The sequence below is a fragment of the Actinokineospora bangkokensis genome (assembly GCF_001940455.1).
Classification (GTDB): Bacteria; Actinomycetota; Actinomycetes; order Mycobacteriales; family Pseudonocardiaceae; genus Actinokineospora; species Actinokineospora bangkokensis.
On the sequence record NZ_MKQR01000026.1, the window covers coordinates 1 to 17,778 of the forward strand.

General features: G+C 74.4%; 14 protein-coding genes. 8 read left to right on the forward strand and 6 right to left on the reverse strand.

Annotated features, from left to right (window positions below; translation table 11 throughout):
- Positions 1-668: GNAT family N-acetyltransferase (locus tag BJP25_RS35770; RefSeq protein WP_233158217.1), on the forward strand; the 668-nt coding region annotated here is incomplete at its 5' end.
- Between the two features lie 701 nt (positions 669-1,369).
- Here the strand turns inward: BJP25_RS35770 and BJP25_RS22655 are convergent.
- The 4 genes from BJP25_RS22655 to BJP25_RS22670 all read right to left on the reverse strand — a co-directional run bounded on the left by BJP25_RS22655 (position 1,370) and on the right by BJP25_RS22670 (position 7,052).
- Positions 1,370-2,518: an acyl-CoA dehydrogenase family protein gene (locus BJP25_RS22655; RefSeq protein ID WP_075977035.1), complete on the reverse strand. Its 1,149-nt coding sequence runs from the start codon at positions 2,516-2,518 to the stop codon at positions 1,370-1,372.
- A complete protein-coding gene (locus BJP25_RS22660; protein ID WP_075977036.1) occupies positions 2,518-4,488 on the reverse strand; it encodes an ATP-binding protein in 1,971 nt (656 codons plus the stop codon). The genes BJP25_RS22655 and BJP25_RS22660 overlap by 1 nt, the downstream gene beginning before the upstream one ends.
- A gap of 5 nt (positions 4,489-4,493) precedes the next feature.
- Positions 4,494-6,107 (reverse strand): carboxyl transferase domain-containing protein, encoded by a 1,614-nt coding sequence (locus tag BJP25_RS22665; protein WP_075977037.1) that lies wholly within the window; start codon positions 6,105-6,107, stop codon positions 4,494-4,496.
- A gap of 147 nt (positions 6,108-6,254) precedes the next feature.
- Positions 6,255-7,052 (reverse strand): SGNH/GDSL hydrolase family protein, encoded by a 798-nt coding sequence (locus BJP25_RS22670; RefSeq protein ID WP_075977038.1) that lies wholly within the window; start codon positions 7,050-7,052, stop codon positions 6,255-6,257.
- A gap of 154 nt (positions 7,053-7,206) precedes the next feature.
- Between BJP25_RS22670 and BJP25_RS22675 the strand changes: the two genes are divergently transcribed.
- The 4 genes from BJP25_RS22675 (at position 7,207) to BJP25_RS22690 (ending at position 11,321) form a co-directional block, all read left to right on the forward strand.
- Positions 7,207-7,812 (forward strand): SACE_7040 family transcriptional regulator, encoded by a 606-nt coding sequence (locus tag BJP25_RS22675; protein ID WP_075977039.1) that lies wholly within the window; start codon positions 7,207-7,209, stop codon positions 7,810-7,812.
- Positions 7,813-7,897: 85 nt separating this feature from the next.
- Positions 7,898-8,707, forward strand: a complete 810-nt coding sequence (locus tag BJP25_RS22680; RefSeq protein ID WP_075977040.1) for an SAM-dependent methyltransferase — start codon at positions 7,898-7,900, stop codon at positions 8,705-8,707.
- 2 nt (positions 8,708-8,709) lie between these two features.
- Positions 8,710-10,800 (forward strand): diguanylate cyclase domain-containing protein, encoded by a 2,091-nt coding sequence (locus tag BJP25_RS22685; RefSeq protein ID WP_075977041.1) that lies wholly within the window; start codon positions 8,710-8,712, stop codon positions 10,798-10,800.
- Between the two features lie 101 nt (positions 10,801-10,901).
- A complete protein-coding gene (locus BJP25_RS22690) occupies positions 10,902-11,321 on the forward strand; it encodes a hypothetical protein (protein WP_233158263.1) in 420 nt (139 codons plus the stop codon).
- Between the two features lie 282 nt (positions 11,322-11,603).
- Here the strand turns inward: BJP25_RS22690 and metX are convergent, their stop codons facing one another.
- Both metX and BJP25_RS22700 read right to left on the reverse strand, forming a co-directional pair.
- Positions 11,604-12,644: a homoserine O-acetyltransferase MetX gene (gene metX / locus BJP25_RS22695; protein WP_075977043.1), complete on the reverse strand. Its 1,041-nt coding sequence runs from the start codon at positions 12,642-12,644 to the stop codon at positions 11,604-11,606.
- Entirely contained in the window at positions 12,641-13,945 is a 1,305-nt protein-coding gene (locus BJP25_RS22700) for a bifunctional o-acetylhomoserine/o-acetylserine sulfhydrylase (RefSeq protein WP_075977044.1), read from the reverse strand. Before BJP25_RS22700 ends, metX begins: the two co-directional genes overlap by 4 nt.
- Positions 13,946-14,171: 226 nt before the next feature.
- On the opposite strand from BJP25_RS22700, the gene BJP25_RS22705 reads away from it, so the two are divergent.
- The 3 genes from BJP25_RS22705 to ald form a co-directional block, all read left to right on the forward strand.
- A complete protein-coding gene (locus tag BJP25_RS22705) occupies positions 14,172-15,038 on the forward strand; it encodes an SGNH/GDSL hydrolase family protein (protein ID WP_075977755.1) in 867 nt (288 codons plus the stop codon).
- A 19-nt stretch (positions 15,039-15,057) separates the two neighbouring features.
- Positions 15,058-16,515, forward strand: a complete 1,458-nt coding sequence (locus BJP25_RS22710) for a PucR family transcriptional regulator (RefSeq protein WP_075977045.1) — start codon at positions 15,058-15,060, stop codon at positions 16,513-16,515.
- A 149-nt stretch (positions 16,516-16,664) separates the two neighbouring features.
- The coding region (gene ald, locus BJP25_RS22715) for an alanine dehydrogenase (protein WP_075977046.1) at positions 16,665-17,778 on the forward strand (1,114 nt) is incomplete at its 3' end.

Below are 17,778 nucleotides of genomic sequence, written 5' to 3' on the forward strand. Positions count from 1 at the left end.
GACGACCCACCCCGCCCCTGACAATCCACCCAGGAAAGGACTTCCCCAGCCCCCTCCTCACCGCCCTCTTCACCCAAGTCGGCGACGGCACCCTGGACCACCACACCCAACGCGCCCGCACCCGGCTGAGCTGCCACCCCGACTCCCACTGCCCCCGCCGCCATACCTCGCACCACACCTGCGAATGCGGCCGCGAACGCGAAGCCCAAGCCCGCCTGCAAGCCAGCCTCACCACCCCCGGCGCCACCCTGCTGATCGCCCTCACCCCAGACGGCACCCCCGCGGGCTACGCCACTCCCACTCTCCTCGACGGTCACCCGGTCCTTGCAGACATCGGCGTTGCCCAGCCCTTCCGCGGCTTCGGCTACGTGCACCAGCTGTTGGCCGCAGCTACGGAATTCTTGGAACGCAGCACCCCGGAGCTACCAGCCTTGGATGGCGGCGCTGCCGATGGGCCCGCGGCGGAGCGTCTCCGTAAGCGACCCGGCTGCGAGGTGCTCCCCGGCGCGGAGCCTCCTGACGCGCTCGCGCTCGACCGGGCGTTGCCTGGTGTGCCGATCCGCGCTGACGTCGACGCTGCGAATCACCCCATGCGCGCTGCCTTCGCTCGCGCGGGCTACCACCCTTTCGCCACGCGGACCGACTTCGCGTGGCCGTCTAGCGAGTGATCCAAGTCGCTGGACCTCAACGTCGCCGCGGCGCAGCCGAACTCCCGGTTGGACACCGAAGGTGTCGCGGATCGTGGCCTCGCGGTTGGACCGGTCACAGGATCGGGGGTATTTGCCGCGCAGAAGGTACTTCTCGCGTCCATCGACGAGGCGACCGTCGCCTTCGGACTCTTTGCCGCGGCGGCAGTGCGCAGGAATGGGCAAGCGCGCAGCCGAGCCCGGTCACGCACGCTTGATGGGTCCGCGTTTCAACCGCTGAAACAATGACGTCGCCGCGAACTGCCTCATCCAGCACTCGGACTCGCCGTCAGGCGCTGCCTCGACGCGTCTGCTTGGAGGGCGGCGCGCAGCCGGCGCGTGAGGGACGGCTACGGCTGGCTGGCCACTGGAGTCTGCCGATCGCTGCGGCTGGCTGGTCGCCGCGGCTGGGTCATCGCGGGAAACGACGAGCAGCGGGTGGGGCTGGTGCGGGGTGGGGGTCCGGGGCCGGCGTCCTCCTCTTCGATACCGGAGAGGGAGAAATCGCCGGGATGTGGACAGGTTCGGAGGCCTGTTCACCCGAAAGTGTTGTGCGGCCTGGTCATCGGCTCAGAAGGGACAGGAGAGACCGGTGCTGCCGAAGGGCCCCGGCGCAGCGGCAGGCTGCGGCGGGGCCCGGGGACGGCGAGACGGTCAGAGCGGGGAAGGGAGAGTGAGCGGGGTCAGCTGGCGAGGCCCAGTTCGCGGGCGATGAGCATGCGCTGGACCTCGCTGGTGCCCTCGCCGATCTCGAGGATCTTGGCGTCGCGGTAGAAGCGGGCGACGGGGTAGTCGTTCATGAAGCCGTAGCCGCCGAAGATCTGGGTTGCGTCGCGGGCGTTGTCCATGGCGGCGTTGCTGGCGACGAGCTTGGCGATGGCGGCTTCCTTCTTGAAGGGGAGGCCCTTGAGCATCTTGGCGGCGGCGGCGTGGTAGGCGAGGCGGGCGGTGTGGGCGCGGACCTCCATGTCGGCGATCTTGAACTGGATGGCCTGGTAGGTGCCGATGGTGGAGCCGAAGGCCTCGCGCTCGGAGGCGTACTTGAGGGATTCGTCGACGCAGCCCTGGGCGAGGCCGGTGGAGAGGGCGGCGATGGCGACGCGGCCCTCGTCCAGGGTGGACAGGAACTGGGCGTAGCCGCGGCCGACCTGGCCGAGGACGTTCTCGGCGGGGACGCGGGTGTCGGTGAAGGAGAGCTCGCGGGTGTCGGAGGCGTTCCAGCCGACCTTGGAGTACTTCTGGGAGACGCCGAAGCCGGGGGTGCCGGAGGGGATGATGACCGCGGAGATCTCCTTGCGGCCGTCCTCCCGCTTGCCGGTGACGGCGGTGACGGTGACGATGCTGGTGATGTCGGTGCCGGAGTTGGTGATGAACGCCTTGGAGCCGTTGACCACCCAGGAGTCGCCGTCGCGGCGGGCGGTGGTGCGGGTGGCGCCCGCGTCGGAGCCGCCGCCGGGTTCGGTGAGGCCGAAAGCGCCGAGGCGGGTGCCCGCGGCGAGGTCGGGCAGCCAGCGCTGCTTCTGCTCGGTGGTGCCGAAGCGGTAGAGGGGCATGGCGCCGAGGGAGACGCCCGCCTCCAGGGTGATGGCGACCGAGGAGTCGACCCTGGCCAGTTCCTCCAGGACCAGGCAGAGGGCGAAGTAGTCACCGCCCATGCCGCCCCACTCCTCGGCGATGGGCAGGCCGAACAGGCCCATGCGGCCCATGGTGGCGACGAGGTCGTAGGGGAACTCCTCGCGCTCGTAGAAGCCGCCGATGACGGGGGCGACCTCCTCGGTGGCGAACTCGCGCACCGTCTTGCGCAGCGCCTCGTGCTCCTCGCTGATGTCCATCACGACTCGTCCTCCGGTGGGGTCACCACGGCCAGGGTTTGGTCCAGCGCGACGCGGTCGCCGGGCCGGACGGGGAGTTCGGAGACGACACCGTCGACCGGTGCGGTGATGGTGTGCTCCATCTTCATCGCCTCGACGACGAGCAGCGGTTGCCCGGCCGTGACCCGGTCGCCGGTCGCGGCCTTGACCACGAGGACGGTGCCGGGCATGGGGCTGGTGACCGGGCCGCCCGCACCGGCGGCCGCGGCGGCGCCGTCGAGGGTGGTGTGCTCGGTGATCGCCCAGGTGCCGCCCGCGCCCGCCAGCCACAGGGTGCCGCCGCCGGTGGCGCGGGCCCAGCGGGTGGTGCGGCCGTCGACGGTGGTGCGCAGGTCGTGGTCGCGGGTGGCGGTGGCGGTCACGGGGTCGGCGGCGCCGATGGTGACGACCGCGGCGGCGGGGGTGCCGGTGACGCGGACGGTCTCGGTGCGGTCGCCGCAGGTGAGGCGCAGGACGACGGGGGCGGGTTCGCCGAGGCGCCAGCCGGAGGGGACGTCCCAGGGGGAGGGCGCGGGCCCGGTGGGCTGGAGGGTGAGGAGCCGGTCGAGGGCGGCGGCGGCGAAGGCGTCGTCGGGTGGGCGGGGCGCGGCGGGGGGGCCGCCGCGTTCGATGAGCTGGGTGTCGAGGCGGCCCGCGCGGACGTCGGGGTCGTCGAGCAGGGCGCGCAGGAAGGCGGTGTTGGTGCCGACGCCGAGGACGGCGGTGCCGGCGAGGGCGGTGGACAGGGCGGTGATGGCCTCGTCGCGGGTGGGGGCGTGGGTGATGACCTTGGCGAGCATGGGGTCGTAGTCGGTGCCGACGACGGTGCCGGTGTCGAGGCCGGAGTCGACCCGGGCGTGGGTGGGCAGGCGCAGGTCGAGGACGGTGCCGCCGGTGGGCAGGAACCCGGCGGCGGGGTCCTCGGCGTAGACGCGGGCCTCGACGGCGTGCCCGCGCAGCTCGACGTCCTCCTGGCGCAGGTCGAGCGGGTGGCCCGCGGCGACGCGCAGCTGCTGCTCGACGAGGTCGATGCCGGTGACGAGCTCGGTGACGGGGTGCTCGACCTGCAGGCGGGTGTTCATCTCCATGAAGAAGAACTCGTCGGGGCGGTCGCCGGAGACGATGAACTCGACGGTGCCCGCGCCGGTGTAGTCGACGGCGCGGGCGGCGTCGACGGCGGCCTGGCCCATGCGGGCGCGGGTGGCGGGGTCGAGCAGGGGGGAGGGTGCCTCCTCGATGACCTTCTGGTGCCTGCGCTGGAGGCTGCACTCGCGTTCGCCGAGGTGGACGGTGGTGCCGTGGGCGTCGGCGAGGACCTGGATCTCGACGTGCCGGGGGCGGGTGATGAAGCGCTCGACGAGCAGGGTGTCGTCGCCGAAGGAGCCGAGGGCCTCGCGGCGGGCGGACTCGATGGCGGCGGGGAGGTCGGCGGGGTCGGTGACCAGGCGCATGCCCTTGCCGCCGCCGCCCGCGGAGGGCTTGAGCAGGACGGGGAAGCCGACGTCGTGGGCGGCGGCGGTGAGGTCGGCGGCGGTCATGCCGGGTTCGGTGCGGCCGGGGACGACGGGGACGCCCGCGGCGGCGACGGTGAGCTTGGCGCGGATCTTGTCGCCCATGGCGTCGATGGCGGCGGGGCTGGGGCCGATGAAGGTGATGCCCGCGTCGGCGCAGGCCCTGGCGAAGGCGGCGTTCTCGGCGAGGAAGCCGTAGCCGGGGTGGATGGCCTGGGCGCCGGTGCGCAGGGCGGCGTCGATGACGCGGGGGATGTTGAGGTAGGACTCTCGGGCGGCGGCGGGTCCGATGTGGACGGCCTCGTCGGCCTCGCGGACGTGCCGGGCGGTGGTGTCGGCGTCGCTGTGCACGGCGATGGCGCGGATGCCGAGGGCGCGCAGGGTGCGGGTGACCCGGACGGCGATCTCGCCGCGGTTGGCGATGAGGACTGCGCTGAACACTGCGATCACATCCGGAAGACGCCGTAGCGGACGGGTTCGAGGGGGGCGTTGGCGGCGGTGGCCAGCGCGAGGCCGAGCACCTGGCGGGTGTCGGCTGGGTCGATGACGCCGTCGTCCCAGAGGCGGGCGGTGGAGTAGTAGGGGTTGCCCTGCTGCTCGTACTGGGCGCGGACGGGGGCCTTGAAGGCCTCCTCGTCCTCGGTGGACCACTGCTCGCCGCGGGCCTCGGCGCCGTCGCGGCGGACGGTGGCCAGGACGGCGGCGGCCTGGTCGCCGCCCATGACGGAGATGCGGGCGTTGGGCCACATCCACAGGAAGCGGGGGGAGTAGGCGCGGCCGCACATGCTGTAGTTGCCCGCGCCGAAGCTGCCGCCGATGACGACGGTGAACTTGGGGACGCGGGCGCAGGCGGTGGCGGTGACCATCTTGGCGCCGTGCTTGGCGATGCCGCCCGCCTCGTAGTCGCGGCCGACCATGAAGCCGGTGATGTTCTGCAGGTAGAGCAGGGGGATGCTGCGCTGGTCGCAGAGCTCGATGAAGTGGGCGCCCTTGAGGGCGGACTCGGCGAACAGGACGCCGTTGTTGGCGACGATGCCGACGGGGTGGCCGTGGACGCGGGCGAAGCCGGTGACCAGGGTGGTGCCGTACTCCTTCTTGAACTCGCGGAAGCGGCTGCCGTCGACGACCCGGGCGATGACCTCGCGGACGTCGTAGGGGGTGCGGGGGTCGGTGGGGACGGCGCCGTAGAGGGTGGCGGGGTCGACGGCGGGGTCCTCGGCGGGGGTGACGTCCCAGGGTGTGGGCGTGCGGGGGCCGAGGGTGCTGATGATGGAGCGGACGATGCGCAGGGCGTGGGCGTCGTCGTCGGCGAGGTGGTCGGTGACGCCGGAGGTGCGGGCGTGGACGTCGCCGCCGCCGAGGTCCTCGGCGGTGACGACCTCGCCGGTGGCGGCCTTCACCAGGGGTGGGCCGCCGAGGAAGATGGTGCCCTGGTTGCGGACGATGACGGCTTCGTCGGCCATGGCGGGGACGTAGGCGCCGCCCGCGGTGCAGGAGCCGAGGACGGCGGCGACCTGGGGGATGCCGCGGGCGGACATGGTGGCCTGGTTGTAGAAGATGCGGCCGAAGTGGTCGCGGTCGGGGAAGACGTCGTCCTGCATGGGCAGGAAGGCGCCGCCGGAGTCGACGAGGTAGACGCAGGGCAGGCCGTTCTGCAGGGCGACTTCCTGGGCGCGCAGGTGCTTCTTGACGGTCATGGGGTAGTAGGTGCCGCCCTTGACCGTGGCGTCGTTGGCGACGATGACGACCTCGCGGCCGCTGACCCGCCCGACGCCGGTGATGATCCCGGCGGCGGGTGCCTCGCCGCCGTAGAGGTCGGTGGCGGCCAGCGGGGACAGCTCCAGGAAGGGCGAGCCGGGGTCGAGCAGCGCGTCGACGCGGTCGCGCGGCAGCAGCTTGCCCCGGTCGACGTGCTTGGCCCTGGCCCGCTCGGGTCCGCCCCGGGCGGCGGTGGCGAGGCGGTGGCGCAGGTCGTCGACGAGCAGCCGGTGCTGCTTGTCGTTGCGGTGGAACGCCTCGCTCGCGGGGTCCACCGCGGTGCGCAGGGCGGGGGCGTCCATGGCGTTGCTCCAGACAGGTTAGTCACCGTTAACTACACCTGTGATGTTAGCGCCCACTAACCTGAGCTGTCGAGCAGGGCGCCGGGCAGGCCGAAGGCCACCTCGCCGGGGGTCGAGGTGGCCTTCGGGTGCCGCCGGGCGGTGCGGTCAGCCCGTGACGGCGGTGAGGGCGGGGTAGTAGCCGCTGCCCTGGCCGGTGGCGGTGGGGTGGTAGGACTCGTCGACGGGGACGGTGACGCTGTTGAGCCAGCGGTCGCCGGAGGCGCAGATCTCGTGGCCCGCGAAGGCGGTGCGGCCGTCGACGAAGGTGAAGCCGTAGGCGGCGGCCTTGGCGGAGATGACCTCCGCGAGGACGTCGGAGGACTGGTTGATGGCGGCGCGCTTGGTCTCGCTGAGGCCGATGCCGCAGGAGCCGTTGAGCTGGTAGATGTGCGGGTAGCCGAAGACGACGACCTGGGCGGCGGGGGCGCGGGCGGCGATCTGGGAGTACACGCCGTCGAGGCGGCCGGGCAGGGTGGTGCGGGCGAAGGACTGGGCGCCCTGGTTGCCCGCGACGCAGGTGGCGTCGGAGCCGAGGTTGCAGTCGATCATGACGTCGGCGAAGCCCGCGTCGTTGCCGCCGATGGAGATGGTGACCAGGGAGGTGTCGGCGGTGAGGGCGGAGACCTGGTTGGCGAGCACGTCGGCGGTGACGGCGCCGGAGCAGGCGACGAAGCTGAAGGAGGCGGGGCCGTGGCTGTCGGCCCAGCGCTGGGCGTAGGAGTTGGCGCTGCGCTTGCAGCCGCCGCTGTCGCCGTAGGACCCGGCGCCCGTGCCGGAGGAGTAGGAGTCGCCGAGGGCGGCGTAGCCGCCCGCGGCGGTGGGGGCGGCCGCGGCTGGGGCGGCGGCCCCGAGCAGGGCCGCGGCGGCGAGGGCGACCACGGCGGACGAGCGTGAGCTGAGCATGTGCTGCCTCCGGCTCTGGAGGGATTCCCGACCGTCCATCCCTAGCAGCCGTGAACTGTTCACGGTACCGCTCGGCATCGCGTTACCGGTTGCCACTTTAGGGGTTGACCTGCGGCGCAAGCCGGTTAGCCAGCGCTAACCGAACCCTCGTACGATGGTGCCCGTGCCGCTCGCAGACCCCAGCAAGCCCTCGCGCAGGGACCAGATCCTCGCCGCCGCGGCGGAGCTGTTCGCCCGGCACGGGTTCCACGGGGTCGGCATCGACGACATCGGCTCGGCGGTCGGCATCTCCGGCCCGGCCCTCTACCGGCACTTCCGCTCCAAGGACGCGATGCTCGGGGAGATGCTGACCTCGATCTCGGAGGTGCTGCTCGGCGGTGGGCAGGCGCGGGTGGCCGCGGTGGCCGACCCGGACGTCACCCTGGGCGAGCTGGTGCGCTTCCACGTGGACTTCGCCCTGGACAACCCGGCGCTGATCACGGTGCAGGAGCGCAACCTGGGCAACCTCACCGACCCGGACCGGCGCAAGGTGCGCGCCCTGCAGCGGCGCTACGTCGAGACGTGGGTGGAGGTGATCGTGGCGGCGGTGCCCGCGCTGCCCGAGCCGACCGCGCGGGCGGCGGCGCACGCGGTGTTCGGCCTGATCAACTCCACCCCGCACAGCAGGCACCTCGACCGCGACCAGATGGCCGACCTGCTGTGCTCGATGGCCCGCGCCGCGCTGGTGCACGCCCCCCAGTCCCAGCCGGTGCCGCGCTGACGCTGCGTTATCGTTTCCGGTCTCGAACGGGCGATAGCACGGCTGAGTAACGTTGGTCGCCCATTCGTGGTGGAAGGGGAGTGCGGTGGCCGAGGCGACGGGCTGGGTGCCCGCGGGGATCGACCTGGAGCGGCCGAGCGCCGCGCGGCTCTACGACTACCTGCTCGGCGGCGGGCACAACTTCGCCCACGACCGGGAGCTGGCGCACCGGTTCCTGCGGGCGCAGCCCAACGCCCGCGAGATCGCCCGGCACAACCGGGCGTTCCTGCGCCGGTCGGTGCTGTTCATGGCGGAGCGCGGGGTGCGCCAGTTCCTCGACCTGGGCTCGGGCATCCCGACGGTGGGCAACGTGCACGAGATCGCCCAGGACGCCGACCCCACCGCCCGGGTGGTGTACGTGGACTACGAGGAGGTCGCGTACGCGCACTCCAAGCTGATGCTCGCCGACAACCCGGGCGCCACCATCGTGCAGGCCGACCTGACCGCGCCCGAGCGGGTGCTCGACGACCCGGCGACCCGGGCGCTGCTGGACTTCTCCGAGCCGGTGGGGCTGATCATGGCCGGGGTGTTCCACTTCGTCGCCCCGGAGAAGGACCCGGCGGGCATCGTCGCCCGCTACAGCGAGCCCCTGGTGCCGGGCAGCTACCTGGCTTTCTCGCAGTTCACCCGGGACCTGATGCCCGCGGAGATGGACCGGGTGGTCGAGGTGATGAGCACCAGCAGGGACCCGATGCACCCGCGGTCGAAGGCGGAGATCACCGCGCTGTTCCGCGGCTACGAGCTGGTGGAGCCGGGGGTGGTGCCGACGGCGCTGTGGCGGCCGGACACCGGTCTCGACGACGGCGACGACCCCGACCGCGCGGGCATCTACTCCGGCGTCGGCCGCAAGCTCTGACGATGGGCGCACCCGACGACCTGGTCGAGGCGTGGCTGCGGGTGGTCGCGGCCACCGCCTACGTGCCGCGGTCGTCGCGCGACGTGCGGGCGCTGCTGGCGGAGATGCTCGCGGAGCTGGAGGCGGCGCTGCGCGCCGAGCCGTTCGGCACCGGCCCGGGTGCCGCGGTCGGGGCGCGGATGGTGACCGGGGCGCTGACCGGGGAGGACACCCTGGCCCGGTCGGCGGCGGTGCTGGGCGACGGGCTGCTCGCGGCCGGGCACGACCCGCGCCGGGTGGTGGCGCTGCTGGCCGCGGTGTCCACCGGGTACGCCGCGGCGCTGCGGGCGCGGACGCTGGAGCAGCAGGAGGACATGAAGCTGGCGCTGCTGAGCGCGGCGCGGCTGGCCGAGCGCGGGCGCCGCGACAGCGAGCACCGGTTCCGGGAGGTGTTCGCCGCGTCCCCGACCGGCATCGCGCTCACCGGGCCGGACGGCCGGTGCGTGGAGGTGAACCCGGCGCTGTCGCAGATCCTGGACCGCCCGGCCGAGCAGCTGCGCGGGTCGGCGCTGGGCGAGCTGCTGACCGACCCGGACGCGGGCGCGGGCGCGCCGCCGGTGCGCACGGGCCCGGACCGGCGGCGGGTGGTGCGCCCGGACGGCGACGAGGTGTGGGTGCTGGTGCGGTCGTCGCGGCTGACCGGCGAGGACGGCGGCGACGGCGGCGGGCTGCGCGTGGTGACCGTGCAGGACCTCAGCGAGGTGGAGCTGCTGGGCACCCGGCTCAGCCACCAGAGCCTGCACGACGCGCTGACCGGGCTGCTCAACCGGGTGGCGTTCCGGTCCCGGTTGGAGGCGCGGTTGGAGCAGGTGGGCCCGGGTGCGCCGGTGACGCTGTTCGTGCTGGACCTCGACGCGTTCGGGCTGGTCAACACCGCGCACGGGCACGAGGCGGGCGACCGGGTGCTGCGGACGGTGGCGGCCAGGTTGACCGCGCTGCTCGACGACGAGGACGCGCTGCTGGCCAGGGTCGGCGGGGACGAGTTCGCGGTGCTGGTGGTCGACGGCCCCGGCACCCCGGACGTGCCGGGGCTGGTGGCGGCGGTGCGCGGGGCGCTGGCCGAACCGGAGTACGACGGGCCGCTGGGGCTGGCGGTCAGCGCGTCCATCGGGGTGGTGCGCTGCCGGGCCGGGGAGCTGGGCCCGGAGGAGGTGTTCCGGGCGGCGGACGCGGCGCTGGCCAGGGCGCGGGCCGCCGGGCGCGACCAGTGGGCGGTGCACGACCCGCACGCCGACCGCTCGGCCCGCCGGGTCGGGGCCGCGGCGGTGGCGCTGCCCGCGGCCTGGGAGAACGGCGACCTGGTGGTGGCCTACCGGCCGGTGGTGGGGTTGGCGGGGATGGCCCCGGTGCGGGTGTCGGCGCTGGCCCACCAGCCGCGGGCGCTGGCGGGGCTGCCGCCCACCGCGGAGCTGGCCGAGCGCACCGGGTTCGCCGTGGCGCTGGCCCCGCTGCTGCTGGCCGAGGCGGCGCAGCGGCTGCCGGTGTGGCGGGCGCTGTTCCCCGGCGGCGGGCCCGCGCTGCGGGTGGCGCTGACCAGGACCCAGTCGGCGGACGCCGACCTGGTGCGGGCGGTGCGCGCCGCGGTGGAGGTGGCCGGGGTGCCGCCGGGGCTGCTGGAGGTCGTGCTGGACGCCTCGGCGGTGGCGGGCGCGGTCGGCGACGCCCGCGACAACCTGCGCACCCTGGCCGACATGGGCGTGGTGCGCGGCCTGCACGGGTTCCGCGGCGGCCCGGCTGAGGTGGCGCTGGTGGAGCGCTTCGGCGTGGGCCCGGTGCTGCTGGCCGACCCGTTCGACGACTGGCGGCCGGACTGGCTGCCCGGGCACGCGCCCGCGGTCCTGGCCACCGACCGGCTGGTGGCGGCGCTGACCTCGGTGGGCGCCGAGGTGGGCGTGGTCGGGGTGCGCGATCGGGCGGAGGCGCGGTGGTGGGCCGAGCACGGCGCGGTCACCGCCGAGGGTCCCGCGTTCGGGGGACCGCTGGACGTGGAGGACGTGCTCGCGTCCGTGCGGCGGTGGGACTCGCCGCCAAGTGAGCGAATCGCCCCGACCTGATCTCCCCGCCCGGGGCGGGCCTGTTGCAGGATGGGGGCGTGGACCCCGACCCGGACCGCAGCCGCCGCCTCACCGAGGCCGCCGCCGACGCCCTCGCCGCCATGCGCGCGGGCGAGGACGACGGCGCCCTCGACCGGGTCGCCGACGAGGTCCGCACCGCCCCCGACAGCCACGCCGACGCCCGCGAGCTGATGCTGCTGCTCTTCCGCGAGTGCAGCGCCATGGTCGCCGCCCTCGGCTCCGGCGGCACCACCCCGGTCAAGATGCAGGTCTACGACGACAACGGCGACGAGGTCCCCATCGACGAGGCCGACCCCCCGGTCCGCACCGCCGTCCGCACCCTGCTCGCCGAGGTCCACGGCGATTCCGAGGCCGCGAAGGCCCAACTGGACATCGCCCTGCACGACGCGGCCCCCGAGGAGATGGCCGTCCTCATGGTCCAGGCCCTGCGGTGGACCCTGCGGCTGTCCGAGGAGTGCACCAAGCGCGACCTGCCGGTGCCCCCCTGGATCACCGGCTAGCCCCAGCCCGCAACCAGATTCGGCACAGCAAGCATCACCCCGAACATACGCGACCACCCGCACGAGTCGAGCCCGGACAGCGGGCCCTGCCCGGTTGGGTGGATCCGCTTGGCTAGGGGAGGCGATCATGTGTTACCTCAACGGGACGGGCGGGCGTCTTTTCAGCCTGCCTTTTCCCGCCCGACAGCACATGATCGCCGTAGGGGCCCCAGCCAAGCGGATTCACCCAACCGGGCCCAGAACGAAAACCCCCGACGAAGCCGGCCCTGGAGACCCCCGGCGTCAGCCCAGGACGTCCTTGACCAACCCCGCCAGCTGCGTCCACTCCGTCAGGAACCCGTCGTGCCCGGACGGTGAGGTGATCACGTGCAGCCGCTCCGCGGTCGGGATCCCGTCGGCGAGTTCGCGCTGCTGCTCCAGCGGGTACAGCCGGTCGCTGTCCACCCCGGCCACCACCGCGTGCGCCCGCACGCGCCGCAGCGCCGCGGCGACCCCGCCGCGGCCGTGGCCGATGTCGTGGTCGTTCATGGCCTCGGTGAGCACCACGTAGCTGCCCGCGTCGAAGCGGCCGACCAGCTTCTCGGCGTGGTGGTCCAAGTAGGACTCGACGGCGTAGCGGCCGTCGGGTTCGCGGCGGCGGGCGAAGCGGGCGGCCAGCTCGGCGCCGGAGCGGTAGGTGGTGTGGGCGACGCGGCGGGCGATGCCCAGGCCCGCGTCGGGGGTGCGGCCGGTGCCGTGGTAGTCACCGCCCTGCCAGGACGGGTCGGCGCGGATGGCCGCCAGCTGCGGGGCGGCCCAGGCGATCTGGTCGGCGGAGGCGGCGGCGGGGCAGGCCAGCAGCAGCACGGCGCGCAGCCGGTCTGGGCGGGCGACGGCCCACTCCAGGGCGCGCATGCCGCCCATGGACCCGCCCAGCACCGCGGCCCACGCGTCGACGCCGAGGTGGTCGGCCAGCCGGGCCTCGACCTCGACCTGGTCGCGGATGCCGACGCGGGGGAAGCGGCTGCCCCAGGGCCTGCCGTCGGGGGCCGGGGAGGCGGGGCCGGTGGTGCCGCGGCAGCCGCCGAGGACGTTGGCGCACACCACGAACCAGCGGTCGGTGTCGACGGCGCGGCCCGGGCCGATGAGCCCGGACCACCAGCCGTCGTCGCCGCCCGCGTGCGAGTCGCCGGTGAGGGCGTGCTCGACCAGGACGGCGTTGGTGCCGTCGAACTCGCCCCAGGTCTCGTAGGCGACGGTGACGGCGGGCAGCTCCCCGCCCGCCGCGAGCGCGACGGTGCCGACGGGCAGGTCGGTCGCGGTGGGCGGGGAGCCGGGGGTCACAGCTCGGCCTTGGCCGCTCGGAACCCGGCCTCCAGGTCGGCCTTGAGGTCCTCGACGTTCTCGATGCCGACGGCCAGGCGCACCAGGCCCGGGGTGACGCCGGAGGACAGCTGCTCCTCCGGGGTCAGCTGGGAGTGGGTGGTGCTGGCCGGGTGCACGATGAGGCTGCGCACGTCGCCGATGTTCACCAGCTGGCTGTGCAGGGTGGTGCCGTCGACGAACTTGCGGCCCGCGAGGACGCCGCCGCGCAGGTCGAAGGAGACGATCGCGCCCGCGCCGCGCGGCAGGTACTTCTGCTGGGCGGCGTGGTGCGGCGAGGACGGCAGGCCAGCGTAGTAGACCTTCTCCACCTCGTCGCGCTGCTCCAGCCACTCCGCGAGGGCCTGGGCGTTGGACACGTGCCGCTCGATGCGCAGCGACAGGGTCTCGATGCCCTGGAGCACCAGGAAGGCGTTGAGCGGGGAGATCGAGGCGCCGGTGTCGCGCAGCAGCTGCACGCGGGCCTTGGCGGCGAACGCGCCCGGGCCCAGGGCCTCCCAGAACTTCAGGCCGTTGTAGGAGGGGTCGGGCTCGTTGAAGCCGGGGAAGCGGGCCGGGTCCTTGCCGAAGTCGAAGGTGCCGCCGTCGACGAGCACGCCCGCGATGGTGGTGCCGTGGCCGCCGAGGTACTTGGTGGCCGAGTGCACGACGACGTCGGCGCCGTGCTCGATCGGGCGCAGCAGGTACGGGGTGGGCACGGTGTTGTCGACGACCAGGGGCACCCCGGCCTCGTGCGCGACGTCGGCGACCTTGCGCACGTCGAGGACGTTGCTGCCCGGGTTGGCCAGGGTCTCGGCGAAGAACAGCTTGGTGTTGGGGCGGACCGCGGCGCGCCACTGCTCGGCGTCGTCCTGGTCGTCGATGAAGGTGACCTCGATGCCCAGCTTCGGCAGCGTGTAGTGGAACAGGTTGTAGGTGCCGCCGTAGAGCGAGGGGCTGGAGACGAAGTGGTCGCCCGCGTTGGCCAGGTTGAGGATGGCGGCGGTGGTGGCGGCCGAGCCGGAGGCGAAGGCGAGCGCGGCGACGCCGCCCTCCAGCGCGGCGACCCGCGACTCCAGGACCTCCTGGGTGGGGTTGTTGATGCGAGTGTAGATGTTGCCGGGCTCGGCGAGGCTGAACAGGTCCTGGCCGTGCTGGCTGTCGCGGAAGACGTAGGAGGTGGTCTGGTAGATCGGGGTGGCGCGCGCACCGGTGGCCGGGTCGGGGGACGCGCCCGCGTGGACCTGCTTGGTCTCGAACGACCACGCCGCGGATTCGGTCATGGGTTGCTGCTCCTTCTGCTGGGAGGTCGGGGGTTCCGGGGGGACCGGGTGGCTAGGCTCGGCGGGCGGGGCGACAGGCGGCGCTGGCGACCCGCAGCAGGTCGACGTGCAGCCGGACGGTGAGAACGGCCATGGTGGAACCGTAGTTGGGTCCGGGTGGCGGGCGCGCTGTCGTCCAATTGGTGGGACGGTGTGCCCGGTCTGGACGCGTGGAGGGGGTGCGGTGGTGCGGTCGGGCGTGGTGGGGCTGTGCGCGGCGCTGGTGTGCGCGGCGGTTCCCGCGTCCGCGTCGGTGGTACCGGGGCCGGTGTTCGGGGAGTACGTCGCGCTGGGCGACTCGTACGCCGCGGGGCCGTTGGTCCCGGACGCGGTTCGGGACGCGCCCGCGGGGTGCGCGCGGTCGACGGGGAACTACCCGTCCCTGCTGGCGCGGTGGTTGCGGGTGGGGTCGTTCACCGACGTCACGTGCAGCGGCGCGAGGACCGCGGACCTGACCGGGCCGCAGGTGTTCCGCAGCGGCACCAACCCCCCGCAGCTGGCAGCGGTCACGTCGAGCACCGACCTGGTGACGCTGACCATCGGCGGCAACGACGTGGGGTTCGGCGAGATCGTCGCGACGTGCGCGCGCGAGGGGTCGAAGGACCCGGCGGGTGACCTCTGCACGCGGTACTACGCACGACCGGGGTCGGATGTGTTGACCGAGCGGGTGAACGAGGTGGCGGAGCGGGTCACCGAGGTGCTGCGGACGATCCACCGGACGGCACCGCGGGCGAAGGTGGTGCTCGTCGGGTACCCGCGGATCCTGCCCGAGGGGGCCGGGTGCTGGCCGCGGGTGCCGTTCGCCGCCGGGGACAGCGCCTACTTCGACGCGGTGGAGCGGCGGTTGAACGCCGCGCTCGCCCGGGCCGCTGCGGACACCCTCACCGACTACGTCGACCCGTACCGGTACGGGGTGGGGCGCGACGCGTGCGCGGACCCGGCCGTGCGGTGGGTGGAGCCGATCGCCGCGCGCAACCCGGCGCTGGCGCTGCACCCCAACGCCGGAGGCATGGCGGCGGTGGCGGCGCTGACCTGGGTGGCCGCCCGGCGCTGACCTCGCCTTTACTGGGCGGGTGGCGAGCGTGCGGGACGTGGTGGGCAGGGTCGGGCCGACCCTGCTGCGGGTGGTGGCCCCGGGGCCGGGCGGCCCGGTGGTGGACGTGGTGATCCCGGAGGGGGCGCCCGCGGCGGCGGGCGACCTGGTGCTGGGGGTGGGGGTGGTCGACCGGGGCGGCGCGGTCGAGCTGGTGCGGCTGGGCGGGGCGGCGGTGCTGCTCAAGCCCCCGCTGGCCGAGGACGACGGGGTGCTGGCGGCGGCGGCCGCGGCCGGGGTGGCGGTGGTGGAGGTGCGGCCGCAGGCGTCGTGGGCGCAGCTGGTGCACCTGCTGCGCTCGGTGCTCGACGCCGCCGACGATGCCGGGGCGGCGGAGGCGTTCGGGGACCTGTTCCGGCTGGCCGACGCGGCCGCGGCGGTGGTGGACGCGCCGGTGACGATCGAGGACGCGCACTCGCGGGTGCTGGCCTACTCCGCCCGCCAGGACGGCGCCGACCGGGCCAGGCAGTCGACGATCATGGGGCGGCGGGTGCCCAGGGACGTGCTGGCCCGGTTCCGCTCGCGCGGGGTGTTCCGGGAGCTGTCCCGCGGGCGGCCCACGGTGTTCGTCCCGGCCCAGCAGGACGGCACGCTGCCGCGGCTGGTGGTGCCGATCCGGATGGGCGGGGAGCTGCTGGGATCGATGTGGGCGGTGGTGTCCGGGCCGGTGCCCGACGAGCGGGCGGCCGCGTTCGCCGACACCGCGCCGGTCGTGGCGCTGCACCTGCTGCGGCGCCGGGCCAGGGAGGACGGCGAGCGCACCAGGGCGGGCGAGCTGGTGCGCGCGGCGCTGGCGGGCACCGGCAGCGGGCGGCTGGCCGCGGCGGAGCTGGACCTGGGGCCGGGGCCGCACCGGGTGGTGGCGGTGGACGCCCACGACGAGGGCACCCGGCTGGCGCTGGCCGCCCGGCTCACCGAGGGCATCGGCAGACGCACCGCGATCGGGGAGCTGCACGGGCTGCTGTACGCGATCGTGCCGGACGCGGACTGGCCCGCGCTGCGCGCCGAGCTGGGGGCGGGCCCGCAGGCCGCGGCGGGGTCGGCGGTGGGCCCCGGCGACCTGGCGCGCGGGCGGGCGGAGGCCGACGAGGCGCTGGCGCTGCTGCGCGCGGGGCTGGCCACCGGGCCGGTGGTGGCGCACGAGGACGCGTGGGCGGTGCTGGTGCTGCACCGGGCGGCCACCGCCGCCGGCCCCGCGGTGGCCGGGGTGGGGCCGCTGACCGCGCTGGACGGCCAGGACGGCTGGTACCGCGACACCCTCTACGAGTGGCTGCGCCACCCCGGCGACCCGCGGGCCGCCGCCGCCGCGCTGTCGATCCACACCAACACGCTGCGGTACCGGATGGCGCGGGTGGTCGCGCTGCTCGGGGTGGACCTGGGCGACCCGGACACCCGGTTGGCGCTGCTGTGCCAGCTGGTCGCCGAGCGCTGGCGGTGACTTGTGCCCCGCGCACCACACCTTCGGGTGGTTCTGGTGGCGCGGGCACGATGACACCGCGCCTCGGGTGGCGGACCGTGGTACTCGACGCCCAGGACAGCCGGCGGCCCCGGAGATCCCGGCACCCGGCCCGAGCGAGAGGACCCGCCATGCGCATCGCCGTTCCCCGCGAGATCAAGAACCACGAGTACCGGGTGGCGCTGACGCCCGCGGGCGCCCACGAGCTGACCGCCCGGGGCCACGACGTGTTCGTCGAGGCGGGCGCGGGCCTGGGCTCGGCGTTCACCGACCGGGAGTACGCCGAGGCGGGCGCGAAGGTGCTGGCCACCGCCGAGGACGTGTGGGGCGAGGGCGAGCTGGTCCTCAAGGTCAAGGAGCCGATCGCCGAGGAGTACCCGCGGCTGCGCGCCGACCAGGTGCTGTTCACCTACCTGCACCTGGCCGCGGACGAGGCGCTGACGCGGGCGCTGCTGGCGGCGGGCACCACCGCGATCGCCTACGAGACGGTGCAGGCGCCCTCGGGCGCGCTGCCGCTGCTGGCCCCGATGTCGGAGGTCGCGGGCCGGTTGGCGCCGCAGGTGGGGGCGTTCGCGCTGATGAAGCCCTCGGGCGGGCGGGGTGTGCTGCCGGGCGGGGTGCCCGGGGTGCTGCCCGCGCGGGTCGTGGTGATCGGCGGCGGGGTGGCCGGGTTGAACGCGGCGACGATCGCCCTGGGCATGGGCGCGGACGTGCAGGTGCTCGACACCAACGTCGACCGGCTGCGCCAGCTCGACGCGTGGTTCGGCGGGCGGGTGCGCACGGTGGCGTCGAACAAGTACGCGGTGGAGCAGGCGGCCCGCGAGGCCGACCTGGTGGTGGGCGCGGTGCTGGTGCCGGGCGCGAAGGCGCCGAAGCTGGTCAGCAACGAGCTGGTGGCGCAGATGAAGCCCGGTTCGGTGCTGGTGGACATCGCCATCGACCAGGGCGGCTGCTTCGAGGACTCGCACGCGACCACGCACGCCGACCCGACCTACCTGGTGCACGACTCGGTCTTCTACTGCGTGGCCAACATGCCCGGCGCCGTGCCGCGCACGAGCACCTACGCGCTGACCAACGTGACCCTCCCGCACGCCGTCGCCCTCGCGGGCCGCGGCTGGGAGCAGGCCCTCACCGCCGACCCCGCCCTCGCCCTGGGCCTCAACACCCACGCCCACCACCTCACCAACCCCCCCGTCGCCCAAGCCCACAACCTCCCCCACACCCCCCTCACCACCCTCCTCCCCG

Excerpts from the sequence above, each read along its gene's own strand:
- BJP25_RS22655 (WP_075977035.1), bottom strand. The coding sequence starts at position 2,518 with ATGGACATCAGCGAGGAGCACGAGGCGCTGCGCAAGACGGTGCGCGAG.
- BJP25_RS22665 (WP_075977037.1), bottom strand. The coding sequence starts at position 6,107 with ATGGACGCCCCCGCCCTGCGCACCGCGGTGGACCCCGCGAGCGAGGCG.
- BJP25_RS22670 (WP_075977038.1), bottom strand. The coding sequence starts at position 7,052 with ATGCTCAGCTCACGCTCGTCCGCCGTGGTCGCCCTCGCCGCCGCGGCC.
- BJP25_RS22675 (WP_075977039.1), top strand. The coding sequence starts at position 7,207 with ATGGTGCCCGTGCCGCTCGCAGACCCCAGCAAGCCCTCGCGCAGGGAC.
- BJP25_RS22685 (WP_075977041.1), top strand. The coding sequence starts at position 8,710 with ATGGGCGCACCCGACGACCTGGTCGAGGCGTGGCTGCGGGTGGTCGCG.
- BJP25_RS22690 (WP_233158263.1), top strand. The coding sequence starts at position 10,902 with ATGCGCGCGGGCGAGGACGACGGCGCCCTCGACCGGGTCGCCGACGAG.
- BJP25_RS22700 (WP_075977044.1), bottom strand. The coding sequence starts at position 13,945 with ATGACCGAATCCGCGGCGTGGTCGTTCGAGACCAAGCAGGTCCACGCG.